The organism is Halomonas sp. McH1-25, from assembly GCF_022348165.1.
Classification (GTDB): domain Bacteria; phylum Pseudomonadota; class Gammaproteobacteria; order Pseudomonadales; family Halomonadaceae; genus Modicisalibacter.
On record NZ_JAKRFI010000001.1, the window covers coordinates 1051376 to 1068240 of the forward strand.

The 16865-nt window shown below is 59.6% G+C and carries 16 protein-coding genes; 4 read left to right on the plus strand and 12 right to left on the minus strand.

Annotation, left to right across the window (positions count from 1 at the left end):
* Positions 1 to 297: 297 nt before the first annotated feature.
* The 3 genes from MHM84_RS05320 to MHM84_RS05330 all read right to left on the minus strand — a co-directional run bounded on the left by MHM84_RS05320 (position 298) and on the right by MHM84_RS05330 (position 3587).
* Positions 298 to 1125, minus strand: a complete 828-nt coding sequence (locus MHM84_RS05320) for a protein bax (protein ID WP_239263283.1) — start codon at positions 1123 to 1125, stop codon at positions 298 to 300.
* A gap of 146 nt (positions 1126 to 1271) precedes the next feature.
* Positions 1272 to 3170, minus strand: coding sequence for a molecular chaperone HtpG (htpG, locus tag MHM84_RS05325; RefSeq protein WP_239263285.1), 1899 nt, complete (start codon positions 3168 to 3170; stop codon positions 1272 to 1274).
* A gap of 87 nt (positions 3171 to 3257) precedes the next feature.
* Positions 3258 to 3587 carry a DUF1232 domain-containing protein gene (locus MHM84_RS05330; protein ID WP_239263287.1) on the minus strand — a complete coding sequence of 110 codons (330 nt, stop codon included), beginning with the start codon at positions 3585 to 3587 and terminating at the stop codon, positions 3258 to 3260.
* A gap of 125 nt (positions 3588 to 3712) precedes the next feature.
* On the opposite strand from MHM84_RS05330, the gene MHM84_RS05335 reads away from it, so the two are divergent.
* Complete coding sequence (locus tag MHM84_RS05335; protein ID WP_239263289.1) at positions 3713 to 5659, plus strand: transglycosylase SLT domain-containing protein; 1947 nt, start codon at positions 3713 to 3715, stop codon at positions 5657 to 5659.
* Positions 5660 to 5710: 51 nt separating this feature from the next.
* On the opposite strand, the gene MHM84_RS05340 is transcribed toward MHM84_RS05335, so the two are convergent.
* The 3 genes from MHM84_RS05340 to MHM84_RS05350 form a co-directional block, all read right to left on the minus strand.
* Entirely contained in the window at positions 5711 to 6352 is a 642-nt protein-coding gene (locus tag MHM84_RS05340; protein WP_239263291.1) for a LysE family translocator, read from the minus strand.
* A gap of 67 nt (positions 6353 to 6419) precedes the next feature.
* Entirely contained in the window at positions 6420 to 6839 is a 420-nt protein-coding gene (locus MHM84_RS05345; RefSeq protein ID WP_239263294.1) for a TM2 domain-containing protein, read from the minus strand.
* 54 nt (positions 6840 to 6893) lie between these two features.
* Complete coding sequence (locus MHM84_RS05350) at positions 6894 to 7733, minus strand: 2OG-Fe(II) oxygenase family protein (protein WP_239263297.1); 840 nt, start codon at positions 7731 to 7733, stop codon at positions 6894 to 6896.
* A gap of 259 nt (positions 7734 to 7992) precedes the next feature.
* Here MHM84_RS05350 and MHM84_RS05355 point away from each other — a divergent pair, with 259 nt between their 5' ends.
* The gene (locus MHM84_RS05355; RefSeq protein WP_239263300.1) at positions 7993 to 8199 is read left to right on the plus strand and encodes a cold-shock protein; all 207 of its coding nucleotides are present in this window, start codon (positions 7993 to 7995) and stop codon (positions 8197 to 8199) included.
* Positions 8200 to 8511: 312 nt separating this feature from the next.
* The gene (locus MHM84_RS05360; RefSeq protein ID WP_239263303.1) at positions 8512 to 8715 is read left to right on the plus strand and encodes a cold-shock protein; all 204 of its coding nucleotides are present in this window, start codon (positions 8512 to 8514) and stop codon (positions 8713 to 8715) included.
* 141 nt (positions 8716 to 8856) lie between these two features.
* On the opposite strand, the gene MHM84_RS05365 is transcribed toward MHM84_RS05360, so the two are convergent.
* From MHM84_RS05365 to MHM84_RS05380, 4 genes are all read right to left on the minus strand, one after another.
* The gene (locus MHM84_RS05365) at positions 8857 to 9672 is read right to left on the minus strand and encodes a DUF2189 domain-containing protein (RefSeq protein ID WP_239263305.1); all 816 of its coding nucleotides are present in this window, start codon (positions 9670 to 9672) and stop codon (positions 8857 to 8859) included.
* A gap of 212 nt (positions 9673 to 9884) precedes the next feature.
* Complete coding sequence (locus MHM84_RS05370) at positions 9885 to 10313, minus strand: universal stress protein (RefSeq protein ID WP_239263307.1); 429 nt, start codon at positions 10311 to 10313, stop codon at positions 9885 to 9887.
* A gap of 12 nt (positions 10314 to 10325) precedes the next feature.
* The gene (locus tag MHM84_RS05375) at positions 10326 to 12917 is read right to left on the minus strand and encodes a TRAP transporter permease (RefSeq protein ID WP_239263309.1); all 2592 of its coding nucleotides are present in this window, start codon (positions 12915 to 12917) and stop codon (positions 10326 to 10328) included.
* 158 nt (positions 12918 to 13075) lie between these two features.
* Positions 13076 to 14050, minus strand: coding sequence for a TAXI family TRAP transporter solute-binding subunit (locus MHM84_RS05380; RefSeq protein WP_239263312.1), 975 nt, complete (start codon positions 14048 to 14050; stop codon positions 13076 to 13078).
* 422 nt (positions 14051 to 14472) lie between these two features.
* Here MHM84_RS05380 and MHM84_RS05385 point away from each other — a divergent pair, with 422 nt between their 5' ends.
* Positions 14473 to 15000 carry a macro domain-containing protein gene (locus tag MHM84_RS05385; protein ID WP_239263314.1) on the plus strand — a complete coding sequence of 176 codons (528 nt, stop codon included), beginning with the start codon at positions 14473 to 14475 and terminating at the stop codon, positions 14998 to 15000.
* Positions 15001 to 15012: 12 nt separating this feature from the next.
* On the opposite strand, the gene MHM84_RS05390 is transcribed toward MHM84_RS05385, so the two are convergent.
* Both MHM84_RS05390 and MHM84_RS05395 read right to left on the minus strand, forming a co-directional pair.
* Positions 15013 to 16308 carry a TRAP transporter large permease gene (locus tag MHM84_RS05390; protein ID WP_239263316.1) on the minus strand — a complete coding sequence of 432 codons (1296 nt, stop codon included), beginning with the start codon at positions 16306 to 16308 and terminating at the stop codon, positions 15013 to 15015.
* Positions 16298 to 16780, minus strand: coding sequence for a TRAP transporter small permease (locus tag MHM84_RS05395; protein WP_239263318.1), 483 nt, complete (start codon positions 16778 to 16780; stop codon positions 16298 to 16300). The genes MHM84_RS05390 and MHM84_RS05395 overlap by 11 nt, the downstream gene beginning before the upstream one ends.
* Positions 16781 to 16865: the final 85 nt, after the last annotated feature.

Genomic DNA, 16865 nt, shown 5'->3' on the forward strand with positions numbered 1-16865 from the left:
AATGCAGAAAATGCTCGAGACGTGCAACAAAAAATCTTTATATACAAGTATTTATGGAAACCATAACAATAGCCTTATGGCTAGAACGGCTGTTAAGGCATTGTTTTCCAAAGAAACGATACTTAACTTTTACCTACTGGATAGATTATAGAACCTATAAATAAAACGTTATCCAACTATTTTCAGGAGATGTAACGAGCAGATCCCAAGCCTGCAGATGAAACCTTCACCGAAACGGCGCCCATAAAATAACCGCTCCCAAGAGGAGCGGTTTCAAGAATCACCCTCGCCTGAACGCTAAACGGTCTTATCGGAGCGATGCCGACGAATCAGATCATTGTTGGTACGCAACAGCGTCAACAGTACATCCTGATAGTCGTGGCGTGTCGCATAGCCTTCCAGCTCACCAATCAGCGCCTCGGCGGTCACGAGACGGCCCTGCGCGACCAACTGCGCGCGACGCTTACGCAATTGCGTATATGCCTTGTGGGTATTGAGATTGTGCAGGTAGGTACGTACGGCATCGCGAACGGTATCGAACGCACTGTACTGGCGGCCGCTACCGGCCTGGGCAAGGCCGCAGCCATCCTGGAAACAACGTAAGCCAAAAAGGTTGTTGCCTTGGCGGGCAAAACGAGACGTTCCCCAGCCCGACTCCTCGATGGCCTGGATGATCACCATGGAGATCGGCACGGTGTTAACGCGTTCGAGCAACGCGTTCGAGACACGCCGGTCACGACAGGGCAGGTCGTACTCCTGGCACAACACCGTCAAGCGTTCCCGCTCCTTGGCGGATCTCGCACCGCCACGGGATTGCACGGTTTCCAGCCATTCACGCTGCGCAGCAATGCGCGCATTCTCGGCTTCGACCAAGGGTACCAGCAATTTCAGAAAGACCTGTTTGCGAACGGGGCCGGCCGGGTAATCCCGCAAGTCGGGCAATTCGCTGACCGGATCCAGGTCGCTCTGGTACAGAGCCTGCTGAGTTATCGTTTCGGCTCTCGTTTCCCATGTCGACTCGGCTTGAGCCGTCATGGGAAAGGGAGCAACGCCGACACCGAGACACGCCGTTACAGCCAGAACTGCCGTGACTCGAAGCCGTCTCCTGGGACGACATCGACGCATGGGTTGGACTCCAGAGGTAAGGAATCTGGAGTCTATCAAGGGAATGCTAAAACACCGAGCGTTTTTTGCGGCGGCGCAAAACGACCCGGCCGGCCTCAGGGGCCGGCCGGGTTAGCGTCAACTCACGTGATAGCCCTGAGGCACAATCAGGCGGTCAACAACGCGTTGAGGCGCTTGACGTAGGCAGCCGGGTCGTCGAGGTGACCGCCCTCGGCAATGATCGCCTGGTCGAGAAGAATACGCGACAGATCGCCGAAACGTTCGCCCTCGGTCGACTCGAGACGCGCCACCAGAGGATGCTCGGGATTGAGCTCGAGGATCGGCTTGACTTCGGGGAGCGGCTGGCCGGCGGCTTCCATGATGCGGCGCATCTGGAATCCCATCTCGTGTTCGGAGAGCACCACGCAGGCCGGCGAGTCGGTCAACCGATGGGTGACGCGAACTTCCTGCACCTCGTCACCGAGCGCCTCCTTGATGCGCTTGACCAGATCCTCCTTGGCCTTGGCGGTTTCCTCCTGGGCCTGTTTCTCCTCCTCGCCTTCGATATCGCCCAGATCCAGGTTGCCCTTGGCGACATCGGCAAACGACTTGCCGTCGTACTCGGTGAGATGGCTCATCAACCACTCGTCGATACGATCATGTAGCAGCAGCACTTCGACGCCCTTCTTGCGGAAGATCTCAAGATGCGGGCTGTGCTTGGCTGCATTGAAGTTGTCGGCGACGATATAGTAGATCTTCTGCTGCCCTTCCTTCATGCGTGACACATAGTCGGCCAGCGACTGATCCTGCGTGGCGCTGTCGGCATGGGTGGTGGAAAAGCGCAGCAGTTCGGCAATCTTGTCGCGGTTGGCGTAGTCTTCCGCCGGACCTTCCTTGAGCACGCTGCCAAAGTTGTTCCAGAAGGTCTGGTAGCCATCCTTGTCCTTGGCCAGCTTCTTGAGCATGTCGAGGGCCCGCTTGGTCAGCGCCGACTTCATCTTGTCGACCTGCGGGTCCTTCTGCAGCAACTCGCGGGAGACGTTCAGCGACAGATCCTTGGTATCGACCACACCCTTGATGAAACGCAAGTACAGCGGCAGGAACTGCTCGGCGTCGTCCATGATGAAGACACGCTGAACGTACAGCCGAACCCCACGCGAGCCGTCACGTTCATAAAGGTCGAACGGCGCCCGGCCGGGCACATACAGCAGGCTGGTGTACTCCAGTTTGCCTTCGACCTTGTTGTGGCTCCAGGTCAATGGATCGCTGAAATCATGAGCGATGTGCTTGTAGAACGCCTTGTATTCGTCGTCGCTGACCTCGGACTTGGGTCTCACCCACAGCGCCTGGGCCTCGTTGACGGTCTCCCAGGTGGTAACTTCGCTGCCCTCGACCTCATTGCCCTCATCGTCCTTGGCCGTCTCGGTCTTGGGCATGCGCACCGGCACCTCGATGTGATCGGAGTACTTGCGCACCAGGTTCCGCAGGCGGAAGTCGTCGGCAAATTCCTTGGCGTCCTTCTTGAGGTGCAGGATGATCTCGGTGCCGCGCTCGGGCTTGTCGACATCGGCAATGGTGAACTCGCCCTCGCCCTTGGAGCGCCACTCCACGCCCTCTTCGGCATCGGCACGGCGGGTGCGCACGGTGACTTCGTCGGCGACGATGAAGCCCGAATAGAAGCCCACGCCGAACTGACCGATCAGCTTGGCGTCCTTCTGCTGCTCACCGGAGAGCTGCTTGAGGAACTCGGCGGTGCCACTCTTGGCAATGGTGCCCAAGTTGCGGATCACCTCATCACGATTCATGCCGATGCCGTTGTCGCGCACCGTCACCGTACCGGCCTCGGCGTCATGTTCGATCTCGATGCGCAGGTCGCTGTCGTTGGCGTACAGCGCATCGTTGTCCAGCGCCTCGTAGCGCAACTTGTCGCAGGCATCGGCGGCGTTGGAAATCAACTCACGAAGAAAGATCTCCCGGTTGGAATACAGGGAGTGAATCATCAGGTGAAGCAGTTGCTTGACTTCGGTCTGGAAGCCTAGCGTTTCTTCATGGGTGGCAGTGGTCATTTGGCAAGCCCCTTACGGTGTTGACAAGCGTTTCGTCACCGATATGGGGATTGCCCGATGGTTTTCAAGCGTTTGGCTGGCACTAGCTCAACGGGGCCGGTCCAGCGGATTGTCGATATCGATGCCCTTCCAGCGCCGATAATCGGTCAGCGCCGTATCCACCCGCGCCAGCAACCAACCGACGATGACCACATCATCGATGATCCCGATCAACATCAGCATCTCGGGAATCAGGTCGATGGGCGAGATTAAATACACCAGCGCCAGGGCCATCCATCCAAACGCCGGCCAGGGCGCCGGGCGATAACGGCCACTTATGACATCGGCGCACATCGGCAGAAACAAGCGCAACGCCCGTACGATGCGCGACAAGGCGCCAGCGCGGTGCTTGAGACGAGACAGTTTGAACAGGGACATTGCGTGGCTCTCCGCATCGTCGAGAAAAAGGCCTTGTCGTCGCTTGACGACACTACTCAAAACAGGCCGTATCATAGAGGATGGTGTACATCGCATCCGTGGGGCAAGTACGAGGAGAGCCGTCCATGAAATTCAGGTATACGAAACGGGCCATGGCCCTAATGGCCGGCCTGCTCCTGAGCCTGCCTGTCGCCGCCGACGAGGCATCCGATCGCGCCATGCGCGAGGCGCTGGAAGCGGCCCGTGACCGCGAGTGGAGCCGTATCGACGACGCGGCCATCGAAGATCACGTTCTGGCCGGCTACGTGGAATACCATCGTCTGCGCAGTCAATTGCCCCATGTGACGCCAGAAGTCATCAACGGCTTTCTGCAACGTCACGCCGACTCGCCGCTGAGCGACTGGATGCGTGGCGTGGCCCAGGTCAGCTACGGTGACGCCAAACGTTACGATGCGCTGCTGGCCGTGAGCGACGGCAAACCTCGCGGCACCATTCGCCAGTGTTACTACTATACGGCACTGCTCGACCGCGATCCGGAGAGTGCCGCCCAGGGCGGTCTCGACCTGTGGCTGACCGGACGCTCGCAACCCAGCGAGTGCGATCCGCTATTCGATACGCTGCTCAGCCGTGGATCCATCGACTCACAAGCCATCTGGCAGCGCATGATGCTGGCCTGGGAAAACGGCGAAGATGGCCTGATGAGCTATCTGGCGAAAAAGCTGCCGCCGTCCTGGAGCGATGCCCAGCAGGCCCTGGCCCGCCTGAAAGGCGACTACGCTGCAGTGACTCGCGTGCCGGTCGACCTCGGTCCTCAAGGCCAGGCCAGCGCCGCGCTGTTCACGGCGGCGATGTACAACTTCACCCGTGCCGACACCGAAGCGGCCCTGGAAGCCTGGCGCAAGATCGGCCCGCACCTCACCCTCAGCAACGAACAGCGCCACAGCGTCGAACACGACCTGGCCTTCTACTCCATGGTACGGGAAGTCGGCAACAATCAGGCATGGGTCGACGATGCACTACCGCGCCTGGCCGATGGCGACCTGCTCGAACTAAGGGTGCGTCGTGCCCTCGCCGAGCGCAACTGGAACGACGTCGTGCATTGGGTCCACCAGATGCCCGACGATCCGCGCCAGGATGCACGCTGGCAGTACTGGCTGGGACGTGCGCTGGAGCAACTGGGCGACGAGCAGACGGCACGCAAGGCCTACGCCGCTGCCGCCGATGAACGCAGCTTCTTCGGCTTCGCGGCGGCGGACAAACTCGGCCAACCCTATGCACTCAACATGGCCCAGGCCACCTTCAACGACGCCTACCGGCGCGAAGTAGCCAACTGGCCCGTCGTGCAACGTGCCGAGGCGCTCCAGCGCATCGGCGAGCCGGGCCTGGCGCGCAGCGAGTGGTACGCCGCCATAGAGCGTGCCAGCGAAGAGGAAGCCAGGGCCCTCGCCGACTACGCCCAGCAACGCGGCTGGTATGCCACCCTGGTCCAGACGACGATCGCCGCCGATCAGTGGGACGCGCTGGCATGGCGCTTTCCCAATGCCTATCAGGACAGCTTCCTGCGCTGGGGCAATGCCAACGGCGTCGATCCGTTCCTGCTCATGGGTATCGCCCGTCGCGAGAGCGCCTTCAACAACGAGGCGGTATCCCCCGTGGGCGCCCGCGGTCTGATGCAGCTCATGCCTGGCACGGCCGCCCACGTCAGTGGCCAGTTGGGCATCGACACGCCCAGCATGAACGAGCTGTTCGAGCCGGAGACCAACATTCGTCTGGGTAGCCACTACATCAGCCGTATGCTGGATCGCTACAGCGGCAACCGACTAGCGGCCACGGCGGCCTACAATGCCGGTCCTGGCCGGGTGGACCGTTGGCTGAGCGAAGCCCCCCAGGAGTTCGACCTGTTCGTGGAAAGCATTCCTTTCCGGGAAACGCGCGACTATGTTCAAGCGGTCCTGGCTTACCAAGTGATCTTCGCCAGCCTGGCCCAGAGCGGTAGCACGCAGGGCATCGCCATGCTCTCCCCGGCCGAACGCCAGGTGAGTTACGACACCTCATTGCTGGCGCGCAACTAAGCGGTAAGGTCTATCTTGCGATCGCGCCTTGGAGAGGCGCGATCGCCATGTTCAGGGCCGCTGCTGCAGGGCCAGTTTGATGCCAAAGATCACCAACACTGTCCCGGTCACGCTGTCGAGCGTGCGCGAAACGCTGCGCCTGGCCAACCAGTGCCCCGCCTTGCCGATCATCAGCACGATCGCGATCTGCCAGATGTTGGCGATGACGAAGTGCACCAACGCCAGCCATAGCGACTTGAGCAGTGCCGGATCGCCGGGCGCGATGAACTGGGGCAGGAACGCCATGTAGAAGACGATGGTCTTGGGATTGAGCACGTTGGACAGGAAACCTTCTCTCACCGGCAACCACAGCGAAACGTCGCGCCGAGCCGTTTCGAGCCCTGCCACTGGCAGCGGATTGCCGCGCCGCGCGCTGAGCAGGCTCTGTATGCCCAACCATACGAGATAGCCCGCCCCCAGCAGTTTGAGCACGCCGAACGCCCAGGCCGACTGCAGCAGGATCAGTGAAATACCCAATGCCGAGACCGCGGCATGCACGAACAGCCCGCAGCAGATGGCGAGGCTGGTCACGACACCATCGCGCACACCGCCTCGCGCCGTGTTGCGAATGACCAGCAGGGTATCCACGCCCGGCGTAATGCTCAGCAAGGTAATGGCCAGCACGAAGGGGAAAAACTGCGCATCGATCAACATACCGATCTCGACTCAAGACATGGGTAGCAACCCCGGCCTGGCGGCGGTGCCTGTCGCATTGCCTTTCTCAATGACTGAAGATTTCGCGCCGGGAGTGTTTCATGGAAATCTGATCGTTCAATGTCCAAAAGTCATACAGCACCCCGATCAGGAACAAGCCACCAGTCAACAAGTACAGTAGGCCGGTCAGCCACTTGCCCATGTACATGCGGTGAAGGCCGAACACCCCAAGGAACGTCAGCAACACCCAGGCCACCGTATAATTGGTGGGCCCAGCCTGGAAACGCAGGTCGGCCTGGCGATCCATGCTCGGAATCAGGAACAGATCGATCAGCCAACCGATGAAGAACAGGCCGAACGTGAAGAACCAGATCGTACCGGTGACCGGCTTGCCGTAATAGAATCGGTGGGCTCCGGTGAAACCGAAAATCCAGAGCAAATAGCCGACGGCTTTGCTATGCGTATCGTTGGATGACAACTGAACCATCTTCCCTCCTAGCCTCGATTGAGAAATTCCGCCAAGCATGGCGCAGCCCGACGGTTAAATGACGCCAAGCTCGCGTAAACGTTCCTTCAGATAACTGTCGGCCGTGTGCCGAGAGGACAGCACGACATCGGAGCGCGGATGCAGGAACAGCGGTAACGAAAGGCGCGAATGGAGGCGTGACTCGCCATGAGGGTTGGTCACCCGGTGTGTGGTCGAGGGAAAATAGCCCTGCGAGGCTTCTTGCAGCATGTCGCCAACGTTGATGACCAGCTGGCCCGGATCACAAGGGACCTCATGCCACGTGCCATCGCCACCCCGGACTTCCAGCCCAGGCTCGTTAGCGGCCGGCAATACCGTCAGAAGATTGATGTCTTCGTGTGCGGCAGCGCGAACCGCACCGGGCTGCTCATTACCGCTGAGCGGTGGATAATGAAGTACGCGCAGCAGCGTTTGCTGGCTGCCCTCGATCATTTGCGATAGCGGCTCGCTATAATGTTTAGCGACGTCAGGCGGCGTCTGTGACTCGACCCAGCCGAGCAAGGTCGAGGCGACCTCGTTGGCGCGTCGATAGTAAGCGAGAATGTCATCGCGCAGCGTGTCGGGAATGCGCCCCCAAGGATAGACATGGTAATACTCCTTGAGATCCTTGACGGCGTGCCCCTTGGCGGTTTCCGAGACGTCAGGCGGAAAGTAGCCATCCTGACGCCCCTGGTCGTAGCGCCACTGGTTCTTTTCGGCGCTATTGAAGAAAGCCAACCAGTCTCGGTAGATCGAACTCACCAGATCGGCGGGTATCGGATGGTTGCGCAGCACACCGAAGCCAGTCTCTCTCAGCGACTGGACGAAGCGTGCAGCGGCATCGGGCTGGGTGTAATCGACGTTCTGGACGTTCATGCGATTTCCATCTATGTTGCTTGTGCGGAGCATCGTAACGTGTAATCCACTCATAACGTAGATCGACGTGGTCGCAGGAAACGATGCATCAACGCTGCGTTGGTTAGCAGGTAGAATGGCGTCAGTCGTTATCGATTTTCCCTCGAGAAACTCAGAACGCATTCCCTTCCCTTGTCTTACCCACGTAATACGGGCATTACGGTAAGGCTAGTGCCTTTCCTGCCCAGCACCATTATTAGTTAGTTAAGGAAATAGACACATGGCAACTGGCACCGTCAAGTGGTTCAACGACACCAAGGGCTACGGCTTCATCTCTCCGGACGACGGTGGTGATGATCTCTTCGCCCACTTCTCCGAAATTCAGGCTGACGGCTTCAAGACCCTGCAGGATGGCCAGAAGGTCTCCTTCGAGGTAACTCAGGGTAAGAAAGGCCTTCAGGCCGCCAACATCAAGCCCGTCAGCTAAGCGCTGGCGAGACTTGACGACAACGGCACCCGATCGGTTGCCCGTTGTAGAGGGCCCGCTCCGGCGGGCCCTTTTATTATGTCTCTACGCCACTCTCCCCCGCCATCTGCATGAGTTAAATAATGCTTGACGATTTTTCGCTGAAGGGGCATGCTCATTCCCGTTGGTTTGTAGGCAGAATGACGTCAGTTGTGATCGATTCCCTTGGAACATCCTCGTGCGCGTTCTCTGGCATATAAGCCTCGCACCGACCATTGCAGGACATTATTCCGCAATGTCATTAACACCTCAGTAACATCAAGGAAATCGACAATGGCAACTGGCACTGTCAAGTGGTTCAACGATACCAAAGGTTTCGGCTTCATTTCTCCAGACGACGGCGGTGACGACCTGTTCGCTCACTTCTCTGAAATTCAGGCTGAAGGCTTCAAGTCCCTGCAGGATGGCCAGAAGGTCTCCTTCGAAGTCACTCAGGGCAAGAAAGGCCTTCAGGCTTCCAAGATCAAGCCGATCTAATCGGATGCATGCCATTTGCATGCATGACGAAGCATGAATCATTCATGCTGGCCTGATCGGCACTCTGCCAAGGGTGCCTAAGAGAACCCCACCTCAAGGTGGGGTTCTTCGTTGTTGAGCATCGATACGAAAACTCCCCTCTTATTCCGCAACACTGTCATTACGCTCGATCCCGACCAGATCTTCATAGGCATGCCACGTTGCATGGCCAAGTACGGGCAAGATCACGGCGAGTCCAAGGTAGAACGTGACCATGCCGATCACCGTGCATCCAGTCAGGATCGCCGCCCAGAGCAGCATGGGACGGAAATTGCAAGCCACACTCTTGATGCTGGCCTCGATGCCCTCCATGAAGGTCAGGTCACGATCCAGCAGCGTGGGAATGGCGATGACGCTAATGGAAAACGCCCCGAAGGCGAGTACCGCGCCAACGCCGACTCCCACCACTAGCATGCCGAGCCCCTCGGCTGTCGTGAATAGCGCGACATAAAGCGTCTCCGGGCTGGGAATGTAGTAACCGAAGAACAAGGCAAACAGCAGTGTCGCCACTCGAATCCAGGCCATGAAGAAAATCATCATCATGACCCCCATCATTGCCAGTTGCCCGGTATGGGACATCCAGGCACCGAAGGCATCGCCCAGCGTAGGCTGGCCGCCCTCGCCAAGACGCCGGCTGACTCCGTAGGAACCGACGGCCACAAGCGGTCCCAGAAACATGAAACCGGCGATCATGGGCAACAACCAGTGCCAGAGCCCCAGCGAAAAGGCCACTGCCGTGACGGCAAGGCTCAGACCGACCCAGAACAGACCGTAAGCCAAGCTGACCGACATGGCGACGCGAAAATCGTTGATTCCCGCCATCAGCCATTGTCGAGGTCGCTGGAGATCGACTCTGCGGATGACAAGCTGGGCATCGGTTCGAGAGAGAGGAACGTTTTTGTTGGTTGCAGCTTTCATGGCGTCATCCCCTACCGAGGCATAGCGGCGGTTGGACACGGGGCCAAGCCTCAGCGCAGTACGCAGTTGCGGTATGGGCACTACCCTACTTTCAATGTAGTCGACGCAACGTAAAGATACCGAACCGGCAAGATAGGAGATTGGTCAATAAGGTCACCGCAAACGCAAGACGCCCGGCACAGGGCCGGGCGTCTGCAGTGTGGCATTTGCCGTCAGCGCACCACCATCACCGAGATATCGGCGTGGCGTACGACGTGCTCGGCGTTCGGCCCGACGAGAAAGTCGGCCAGTTCATGGCGATTGTGCGATGCCATGACGATCAGGTCCGCCTTTACGGACTTGGCCGTACGTATTATCCCCTCGTAAGGGGAGCCCTCGACGATATGGCAATGCACTCTAACATCGCTCGGTACATGTTCGTCGACGAACTTTCGCTGAGTCTCGGAGAGTTTCTTGCGAGCCTTCTCGCTGAAGTCGGCCGGAAAGAAGCTACCCACCAGCGGCATGCGGTAATCCGGCAGCACGGTTACCACATGCAGTGCGGCATCGAACGTTCGGCAAAGCGCCAGCGCGGTGGGCAACGCTTTTTGCCAGGACTCGTCATGGTTCAAGTCGACGGGTAGGACAATGTTCTGGTACATGAACTCCCCTCCTCAGGCAGGCGTCGCCGCTGCATGCTTACGTCGGCGTCGCTGCAGCAAAACCACCAGAGCGAATACCGCTAGCCCCGGAATCCACATCCACTCTTTGGACCAGCGTTCGACCGGCGCCCTGACGGAGACGATCTCCTGATCGAACTCGAAGCCCAACTCCTCGGCCTGGCTGCCGAACGTGGTCATGTCGACCAGGGTTCGCCCATCCTCTTCCATCAGTTGCAGCCCCAGGCTTTCCATGCGCTCGGCCCCTGTCTCGCCATCCGGCACCGGCACCAGGACCACGAAGCTGGCCGGGTTGCCATAGGCATCGAGACCCTCGACGCGCACCCGTAAGTTACTGCCCTCATCCACATTGCCCATTGCCTGCTCGAACTGCGAGGGCGGGACGTCGCGGTACGGATCGTGGACTATATCCATCCAGAACCCGGGCCGGAACAGGGTGAACGCCACCAGCAACAGCAGCAGGCTCTCGTACCAGCGGTTGCGTGTCAGCATGTACCCTTGTGTGGCGGCGGCGAAGATCAGCATGGCCACCGTGGCGACGATGAAGATCGCGACCCCCTGCAAGGGCGAGACATCGATCAGCAGCAGGTCGGTATTGAAGATGAACAGGAACGGCAGCGCCGCGGTACGCAAGCTGTAATAGAAGGCCTGGAAGCCGGTACGGATCGGATCGCCACCCGAAACGGCTGCCGCCGCGAACGACGCCAGACCAACCGGCGGCGTCACGTCCGCCATGATGCCGAAGTAGAACACGAACAGGTGCACAGCGATCAACGGCACGATCAGTCCGTTCTGCTGGCCCAGAGACACGATGACCGGCGCTAGCAATGCCGAGACGACAATATAGTTGGCCGTAGTCGGTAGGCCCATACCCAAGATCAGGCTGAGTACTGCGGTCAATAACAACATGAGCATCAGGTTGCCCATCGACAGGGTCTCGACCAGATCAGCGAGAACCAGCCCGACCCCAGTCTGGGAAACGGCGCCCACGATGATGCCCGCCGCGGCCGTGGCAATGCCGATACCGATCATGTTTCGGGCACCGGCAATCAGGCCGGCCCAGAGATCGATAACTCCCTCCTTGATATCCGACGCCATGTCGCTACGGCCACGGAACATGGCCATCAAGGGACGCTGAGTCAGCATGATGATAATCATCAGGACCGTGGCCCAGAAGGCCGATAATCCCGGCGATAGACGCTCCACCATCAGACACCAGACCAGAACGATAACCGGCAGGATATAGTGCAACCCAACCATGACTGTTGGCTTGGTCTGCGGAAGCGTCATGACCTCCTGATCGGGATCATCCATTTCCAGTTCGGGATAATGCGACCCCACCTTGAGCAAGCCGACATAGACCACTGCGAGCGCGACAGCGACAACCCATGGCGTGGCATCGCCGAGCACCGGCTTGAGCCAGCCCAGGCCGTAGTAGACGATAAAGGACAGCGCCATCAACGCGATCAGACCGGTCAGAAACCCAATGACCTTACGCAGGAACGGCTTGGCCGGATTGCTGCTCTCCAGCCCCTGCATGCCGGCCTTGAGCGCTTCCAGATGGACGATATAGATCAGCGCGATATAGGAAATCAGCGCAGGCAGAAAAGCATGTTTGATGACCTCGACATAGGAAATCCCTACATACTCCACCATCAGAAACGCGGCGGCGCCCATCACCGGCGGCATGATCTGGCCATTGACCGAGGATGCCACCTCGACGGCGCCGGCCTTTTCGGCGGAGAAGCCGACCCGCTTCATCATGGGAATGGTGAAGGTACCTGTGGTGACGGTATTGGCAATCGATGAACCGGAAATCAGGCCGGTCATGCCCGAAGCAACCACGGCAGCCTTGGCCGGCCCACCGCGGTAGTGCCCCAACAATGAAAACGCGACCTTGATGAAATAGTTGCCGGCCCCGGCCTTGTCGAGCAAGGCACCGAATAGCACGAACAGGAAAACGAAACTCGTCGATACGCCAAGTGCGATACCGAAGACGCCCTGAGTGGTCAACCATTGGTGATTGGCCAGCGCTTCGAAACTCACTCCACGGTGCGCCAGCATTCCCGGCATGTAGGGACCGGCCAAGGAGTAGACCAGAAAGACGATCGCCACGATCATCAGCGGCGGCCCCAAGGCACGACGCGTCGCCTCGAGCAACAGCACGATGCCGACCACGGCCACGATGACGTCCTGAAGGATTGGCGCCCCGGGCCGCTGGGCCAGCTGATCGTAGAATAAATACAGATAGGCGCCGGCAAATGCCGCCACCGAAGCCATGATCCAATCGGTGACAGGCACCCGGTCACGCGGTGAACGTTTGAATGCCGGGTAGGCCATGTAAGCGAGAAACAGAGCGAAGGCCAGGTGAATCGAGCGCGATTCGGTGGCACTGAACACACCGAAACCGACAATGAAGGGTAGCGGCGAGGCAATCCACAACTGAAACAGCGACCAGACGGCAGCCGTTCCAAGCAGGATCTTGTTGGGTACCCCGCCCAACTTTCTCGAGCCGGTATCGCTGGCGGCGACCAGCTCCTCCAACTCATTGGATGGCGCCGAGGCGCCCTTGTTGTTTTCAGCCATACTCATGACCTGCTATAGACTGATCGAAAAAAGGCGGTATCGACGTTCCTGGATCGCGTAGTCGCATACCGCCGGTAGGCCGTATAACCGAAAGATGCGCGGCAGCCCATCGGCTCCGCGCATCCTCCGAGTCACTATCGACTGTCTCCGTCAGGAGATCACTCGATCCAGCCTTGCTCCTTGTAGTAACGCGCCGCGCCTTCGTGCAGCGGTGCAGTCAGACCATTGCTGATCATTTCCTCGGGCTTGAGGTTGGCGAAGGCCGGATGCAGTCGCTTGAAGCGGTCGAAGTTTTCGAAGACCGACTTGACGGTGGCATAGACCACATCGGCATCGGTGTTTTCGTCGGTGACCACGGTCGCCATCACGCCGAAAGTGTCCACGTCATCCGGATTGCCCTTGTACAGGCCGCCAGGGATAGTCACGGTGGAGTAGTAAGGATATTTCTCGACCAGTTGATCGACGGCTTCGCCCTCGAGGGGGACCAGCTTGGCATCGACGGTAGTGGTCGCTTCCTGGATGGAACCGTTGGGGTGCCCCACCACATAGACCATGGCATCGATGTTGTTATCGGCCAGGGCGGCAGCCTGCTCGGCCGCGGTCAGCTCGGAGGCCAGCGAATAGACATCGTTGGTCCAGCCCTTGGCATCCATCAGCACTTCCATGGTGGCGCGCTGGCCGGAGCCCGGGTTGCCGATGTTGACACGCTTGCCCTTGAGATCCTCGAGCTCATCGATGCCGGCATCGGCGCGCGCCAGCACGGTAAGCGGCTCGCCGTGCATCGAGAAAACCGAACGCAGCTCTTTGAACGGCTGCTCGAAGTTGCCTTCGCCGTTATAGGCACGGTAAGCCACGTCGGACTGCACCACCCCCATGTCGAGTTCATCGGACTTGATGCCGTTGACGTTGGCGACGGAACCGCCTGTGGACGGTGCGTTGCACTTGATGTCCTGCTCTTCGCTGCGGTTGACCATGCGACACATGGACTGGCCGACCACGTAGTAAACCCCCGTCTGGCCACCGGTGCCGATGGTCAGGAACTGCTCCTGCGCCATCGCCGGTGTAGATAGCGTCGCGGCACCCAACATGGCACCGGACAGCATGACGGCTGCGGAAAGGGAGTGGCGTTTCATGCACGATTCCTCTTCATGAGTTGTTTTACGAATATCGACGACGGTCGATAGCCTGCCGTTCAACGGTTGGCTGCACATCGACCTGCCGGTCAACATCGCTATCCCTACGTTAACAAGATACGCACTGCCATGCAGGGCTGCAAAAGCAGTCGCTAAATTGCCGACACCAGCCAGCAATGCAAGCCGATGCAGGTAAGGCTAGTGCATCGATCGCGCTTACAGTGCGTTAATCTAACAGCACCGTTATATTACAAGCAGGATTTTCGTTATACCACGCCATGCTAGACAGAATTGCTTCTTGCAAAATGGCTAACGAGCATTTCCACTTGGAGGCGTTCCCGACCCGATGCGGCAGGCAGGTTAGCGCATAAACGTCGAGCGGCCTACGCTGAGAATACGCCAAGCATAGCGAAGGAGGCGCCATGAGCGCACAACCGCACATCGAATGCGTTCAAGGGGATATCGCACAACAGCCGGACATGGAGGCCGTAGTCAACGCCGCCAATGCCGACCTGACTATCGGTGGCGGCGTAGCCGGGGCATTGCATCGTGCCGCTGGCCCCGGCCTGGAAGAAGAGTGCCGCCCTATGGCACCGATTCGCCCGGGCCAAGCCGTTATCAGCGGTGCCCACAAGTTGCCCAACCGTTACGTCATCCATTGTCTCGGCCCGGTCTACGGCGTCGACGAGCCCGCCGATGAACTGCTTGCCAGTTGCTACCGCGAAGCGATACGTCTGGCCGAAGACAAGAGCATCGCCTCGCTCGCCTTTCCTTCGCTCTCCACCGGCGCCTTCGGTTACCCCATGCCGGATGCCACACGCATCGCTCTCGACACCGTCATTCAGGCCAGCCGCGACAGCCATTCGCTACGCCATATCCGTTTCGTCCTGTTCAGCGAAGACGCCGTACGCATCCATCAGCAGATCCTCGGCTCGCTTCAGGAGCCCTGACACGACTGCTTATTACAGGTTGTAGCCAAGGATGCGCGGCAACCACAGGGCGATTTCCGGGAACAGCGCTACCAGCAGCAGTGCACCGCCCATGGCGACGACGAACAATAGGGCCCAGCCCATGGTTTGCTCCAGGCGGATCCGAGCCACTTCGGTCGTCACCATCAGATTGACCGCGACGGGTGGCGTGAACTGGCCAATGGCGATATTCATGGCCAGCAGGATACCGAACCATACCGGATTCCAGCCGAAGTGCTGCATGACCGGCACCAGAATAGGCATCAGGATCAGATAGATCGAGATCGCATCCAGCAGCATGCCGGCCAGCAGCACGGCAAGCATGATCAGTACCAGCAACACCGCACCATTATCGGATAGCCCGATCAGCCACTCCGCCATGTGACGGAACGTTCCCAGCATGGTCCCCGCCCAGGCGAAAATGCCGGCCAGGGCAATGATCAGCATGACCACACCGGAAATCACCGCCGCTTCGCCGAATAGCCGCCAAAGGTCACGCCAGTCCAACTCACGGGTGATGACCAGCCCCACCACGACGCCATAGGCGACGGCGGCCACTGCCGCCTCGGTCGGAGTGAACAGACCGCTGCGTAGCCCACCGAGAATGATGACCGGCGCGAACAGTGCCGGTAACGCCTGGCGAAAGCTTTCGCCCAATGGCGGACGTTCGGTGGTGTCCGGCGCTTCCCAGCCGTGGCGCCGTGCCAGCCAGAAAGCCGGGACCAGCAGAGACAGCCCGGCCAGAATGCCGGGAAACAGACCGGCCGCGAACAGGGCCCGCAGATCCACCCCGGGCACCACGATGGAATACAGGATCAACGCTACCGACGGCGGAATCAGGATCGCCGTCGAGGCCGAAGCAGCGATCAGCGTCGCCGAGAACGGCTTCGGATAACCGGCACGCGTCATGCTCGGCAACATGACCATCGCCACTGCGGCGGCATCCGCCGGACCGGACCCGCTCATGCCACCCATGATCATGCATACCAGTACCGCAACCAGCGCCAACCCACCGTGGCGCGGCCCGATCAATGCCTGGGCGAAGCGCACCAGCCGGGCCGCCACGCCCGCCCGCTCGAAGATCAGACCGGTGAGAATGAACAGCGGAATCGCGATCAGTGGATACTTGGCAACGCTGTTATAGGTGTTGGTGCCCAAGGTGGCGAGCATGGCCGGCGACAGGCCGGTAACGATGCCCACGGCGCCGGACAGACCCAGCGCCAATGCTACCGGCAGACCCGCGACCAGCAGCGCGATGAAGCTCAAGATCATCCACAAGTCAGGACTCATCGTCGTTGAGCCTCCCGCGCAGGCGGTCCAAGGTCTGCTGCGTCAGCCGCAGCAACATCAGGGCAGCCAGGACCGGCAGCCAGACGATATACCACCATTGCGGCACACCCAGACCCGGTGACTGGGTTTCCCAGCGGTACTCCTCGATGGCCAGCTTGGCGCCGAACCACACCATCAGTCCCAGCACGACCGCCCCGGCCAGCCACTGGAAAACGATCAGCGCGCGCTGCGGCCCTTTGGGCAGGGCCCGTTCGAGCAAGCCGATGCGTATATGACCGTTACGCCGCATCGCGACGGCGGCCCCGGCAAAGGTCAGCACGACGAGAAGAAACACCGAGATCTCCTCGGTGAAGGCGAAGGATGCATCCGTGACATAACGAACGATCACATTGCCCAGGCTGATTAGCGCAATGACGACCAGAGCCAGAGTCGCCAGCACCCGCTCCAGCCGGGCATCGGGTTTCGATTTCATGACAAGACCGTTTCGAAGCGAGGTTCGGTACCGGCCGACTCAACAGCCACCGGTACCGCGCCCCGTTGACAGGAAAATGACGGGG

Coding starts and splice junctions, on each gene's coding strand:
- MHM84_RS05320 (WP_239263283.1), bottom strand. CDS start 1,125: ATGCGTCGATGTCGTCCCAGGAGACGGCTTCGAGTCACGGCAGTTCTG.
- htpG (WP_239263285.1), bottom strand. CDS start 3,170: ATGACCACTGCCACCCATGAAGAAACGCTAGGCTTCCAGACCGAAGTC.
- MHM84_RS05330 (WP_239263287.1), bottom strand. CDS start 3,587: ATGTCCCTGTTCAAACTGTCTCGTCTCAAGCACCGCGCTGGCGCCTTG.
- MHM84_RS05335 (WP_239263289.1), top strand. CDS start 3,713: ATGAAATTCAGGTATACGAAACGGGCCATGGCCCTAATGGCCGGCCTG.
- MHM84_RS05340 (WP_239263291.1), bottom strand. CDS start 6,352: ATGTTGATCGATGCGCAGTTTTTCCCCTTCGTGCTGGCCATTACCTTG.
- MHM84_RS05345 (WP_239263294.1), bottom strand. CDS start 6,839: ATGGTTCAGTTGTCATCCAACGATACGCATAGCAAAGCCGTCGGCTAT.
- MHM84_RS05350 (WP_239263297.1), bottom strand. CDS start 7,733: ATGAACGTCCAGAACGTCGATTACACCCAGCCCGATGCCGCTGCACGC.
- MHM84_RS05355 (WP_239263300.1), top strand. CDS start 7,993: ATGGCAACTGGCACCGTCAAGTGGTTCAACGACACCAAGGGCTACGGC.
- MHM84_RS05360 (WP_239263303.1), top strand. CDS start 8,512: ATGGCAACTGGCACTGTCAAGTGGTTCAACGATACCAAAGGTTTCGGC.
- MHM84_RS05365 (WP_239263305.1), bottom strand. CDS start 9,672: ATGAAAGCTGCAACCAACAAAAACGTTCCTCTCTCTCGAACCGATGCC.
- MHM84_RS05370 (WP_239263307.1), bottom strand. CDS start 10,313: ATGTACCAGAACATTGTCCTACCCGTCGACTTGAACCATGACGAGTCC.
- MHM84_RS05375 (WP_239263309.1), bottom strand. CDS start 12,917: ATGGCTGAAAACAACAAGGGCGCCTCGGCGCCATCCAATGAGTTGGAG.
- MHM84_RS05380 (WP_239263312.1), bottom strand. CDS start 14,050: ATGAAACGCCACTCCCTTTCCGCAGCCGTCATGCTGTCCGGTGCCATG.
- MHM84_RS05385 (WP_239263314.1), top strand. CDS start 14,473: ATGAGCGCACAACCGCACATCGAATGCGTTCAAGGGGATATCGCACAA.
- MHM84_RS05390 (WP_239263316.1), bottom strand. CDS start 16,308: ATGAGTCCTGACTTGTGGATGATCTTGAGCTTCATCGCGCTGCTGGTC.
- MHM84_RS05395 (WP_239263318.1), bottom strand. CDS start 16,780: ATGAAATCGAAACCCGATGCCCGGCTGGAGCGGGTGCTGGCGACTCTG.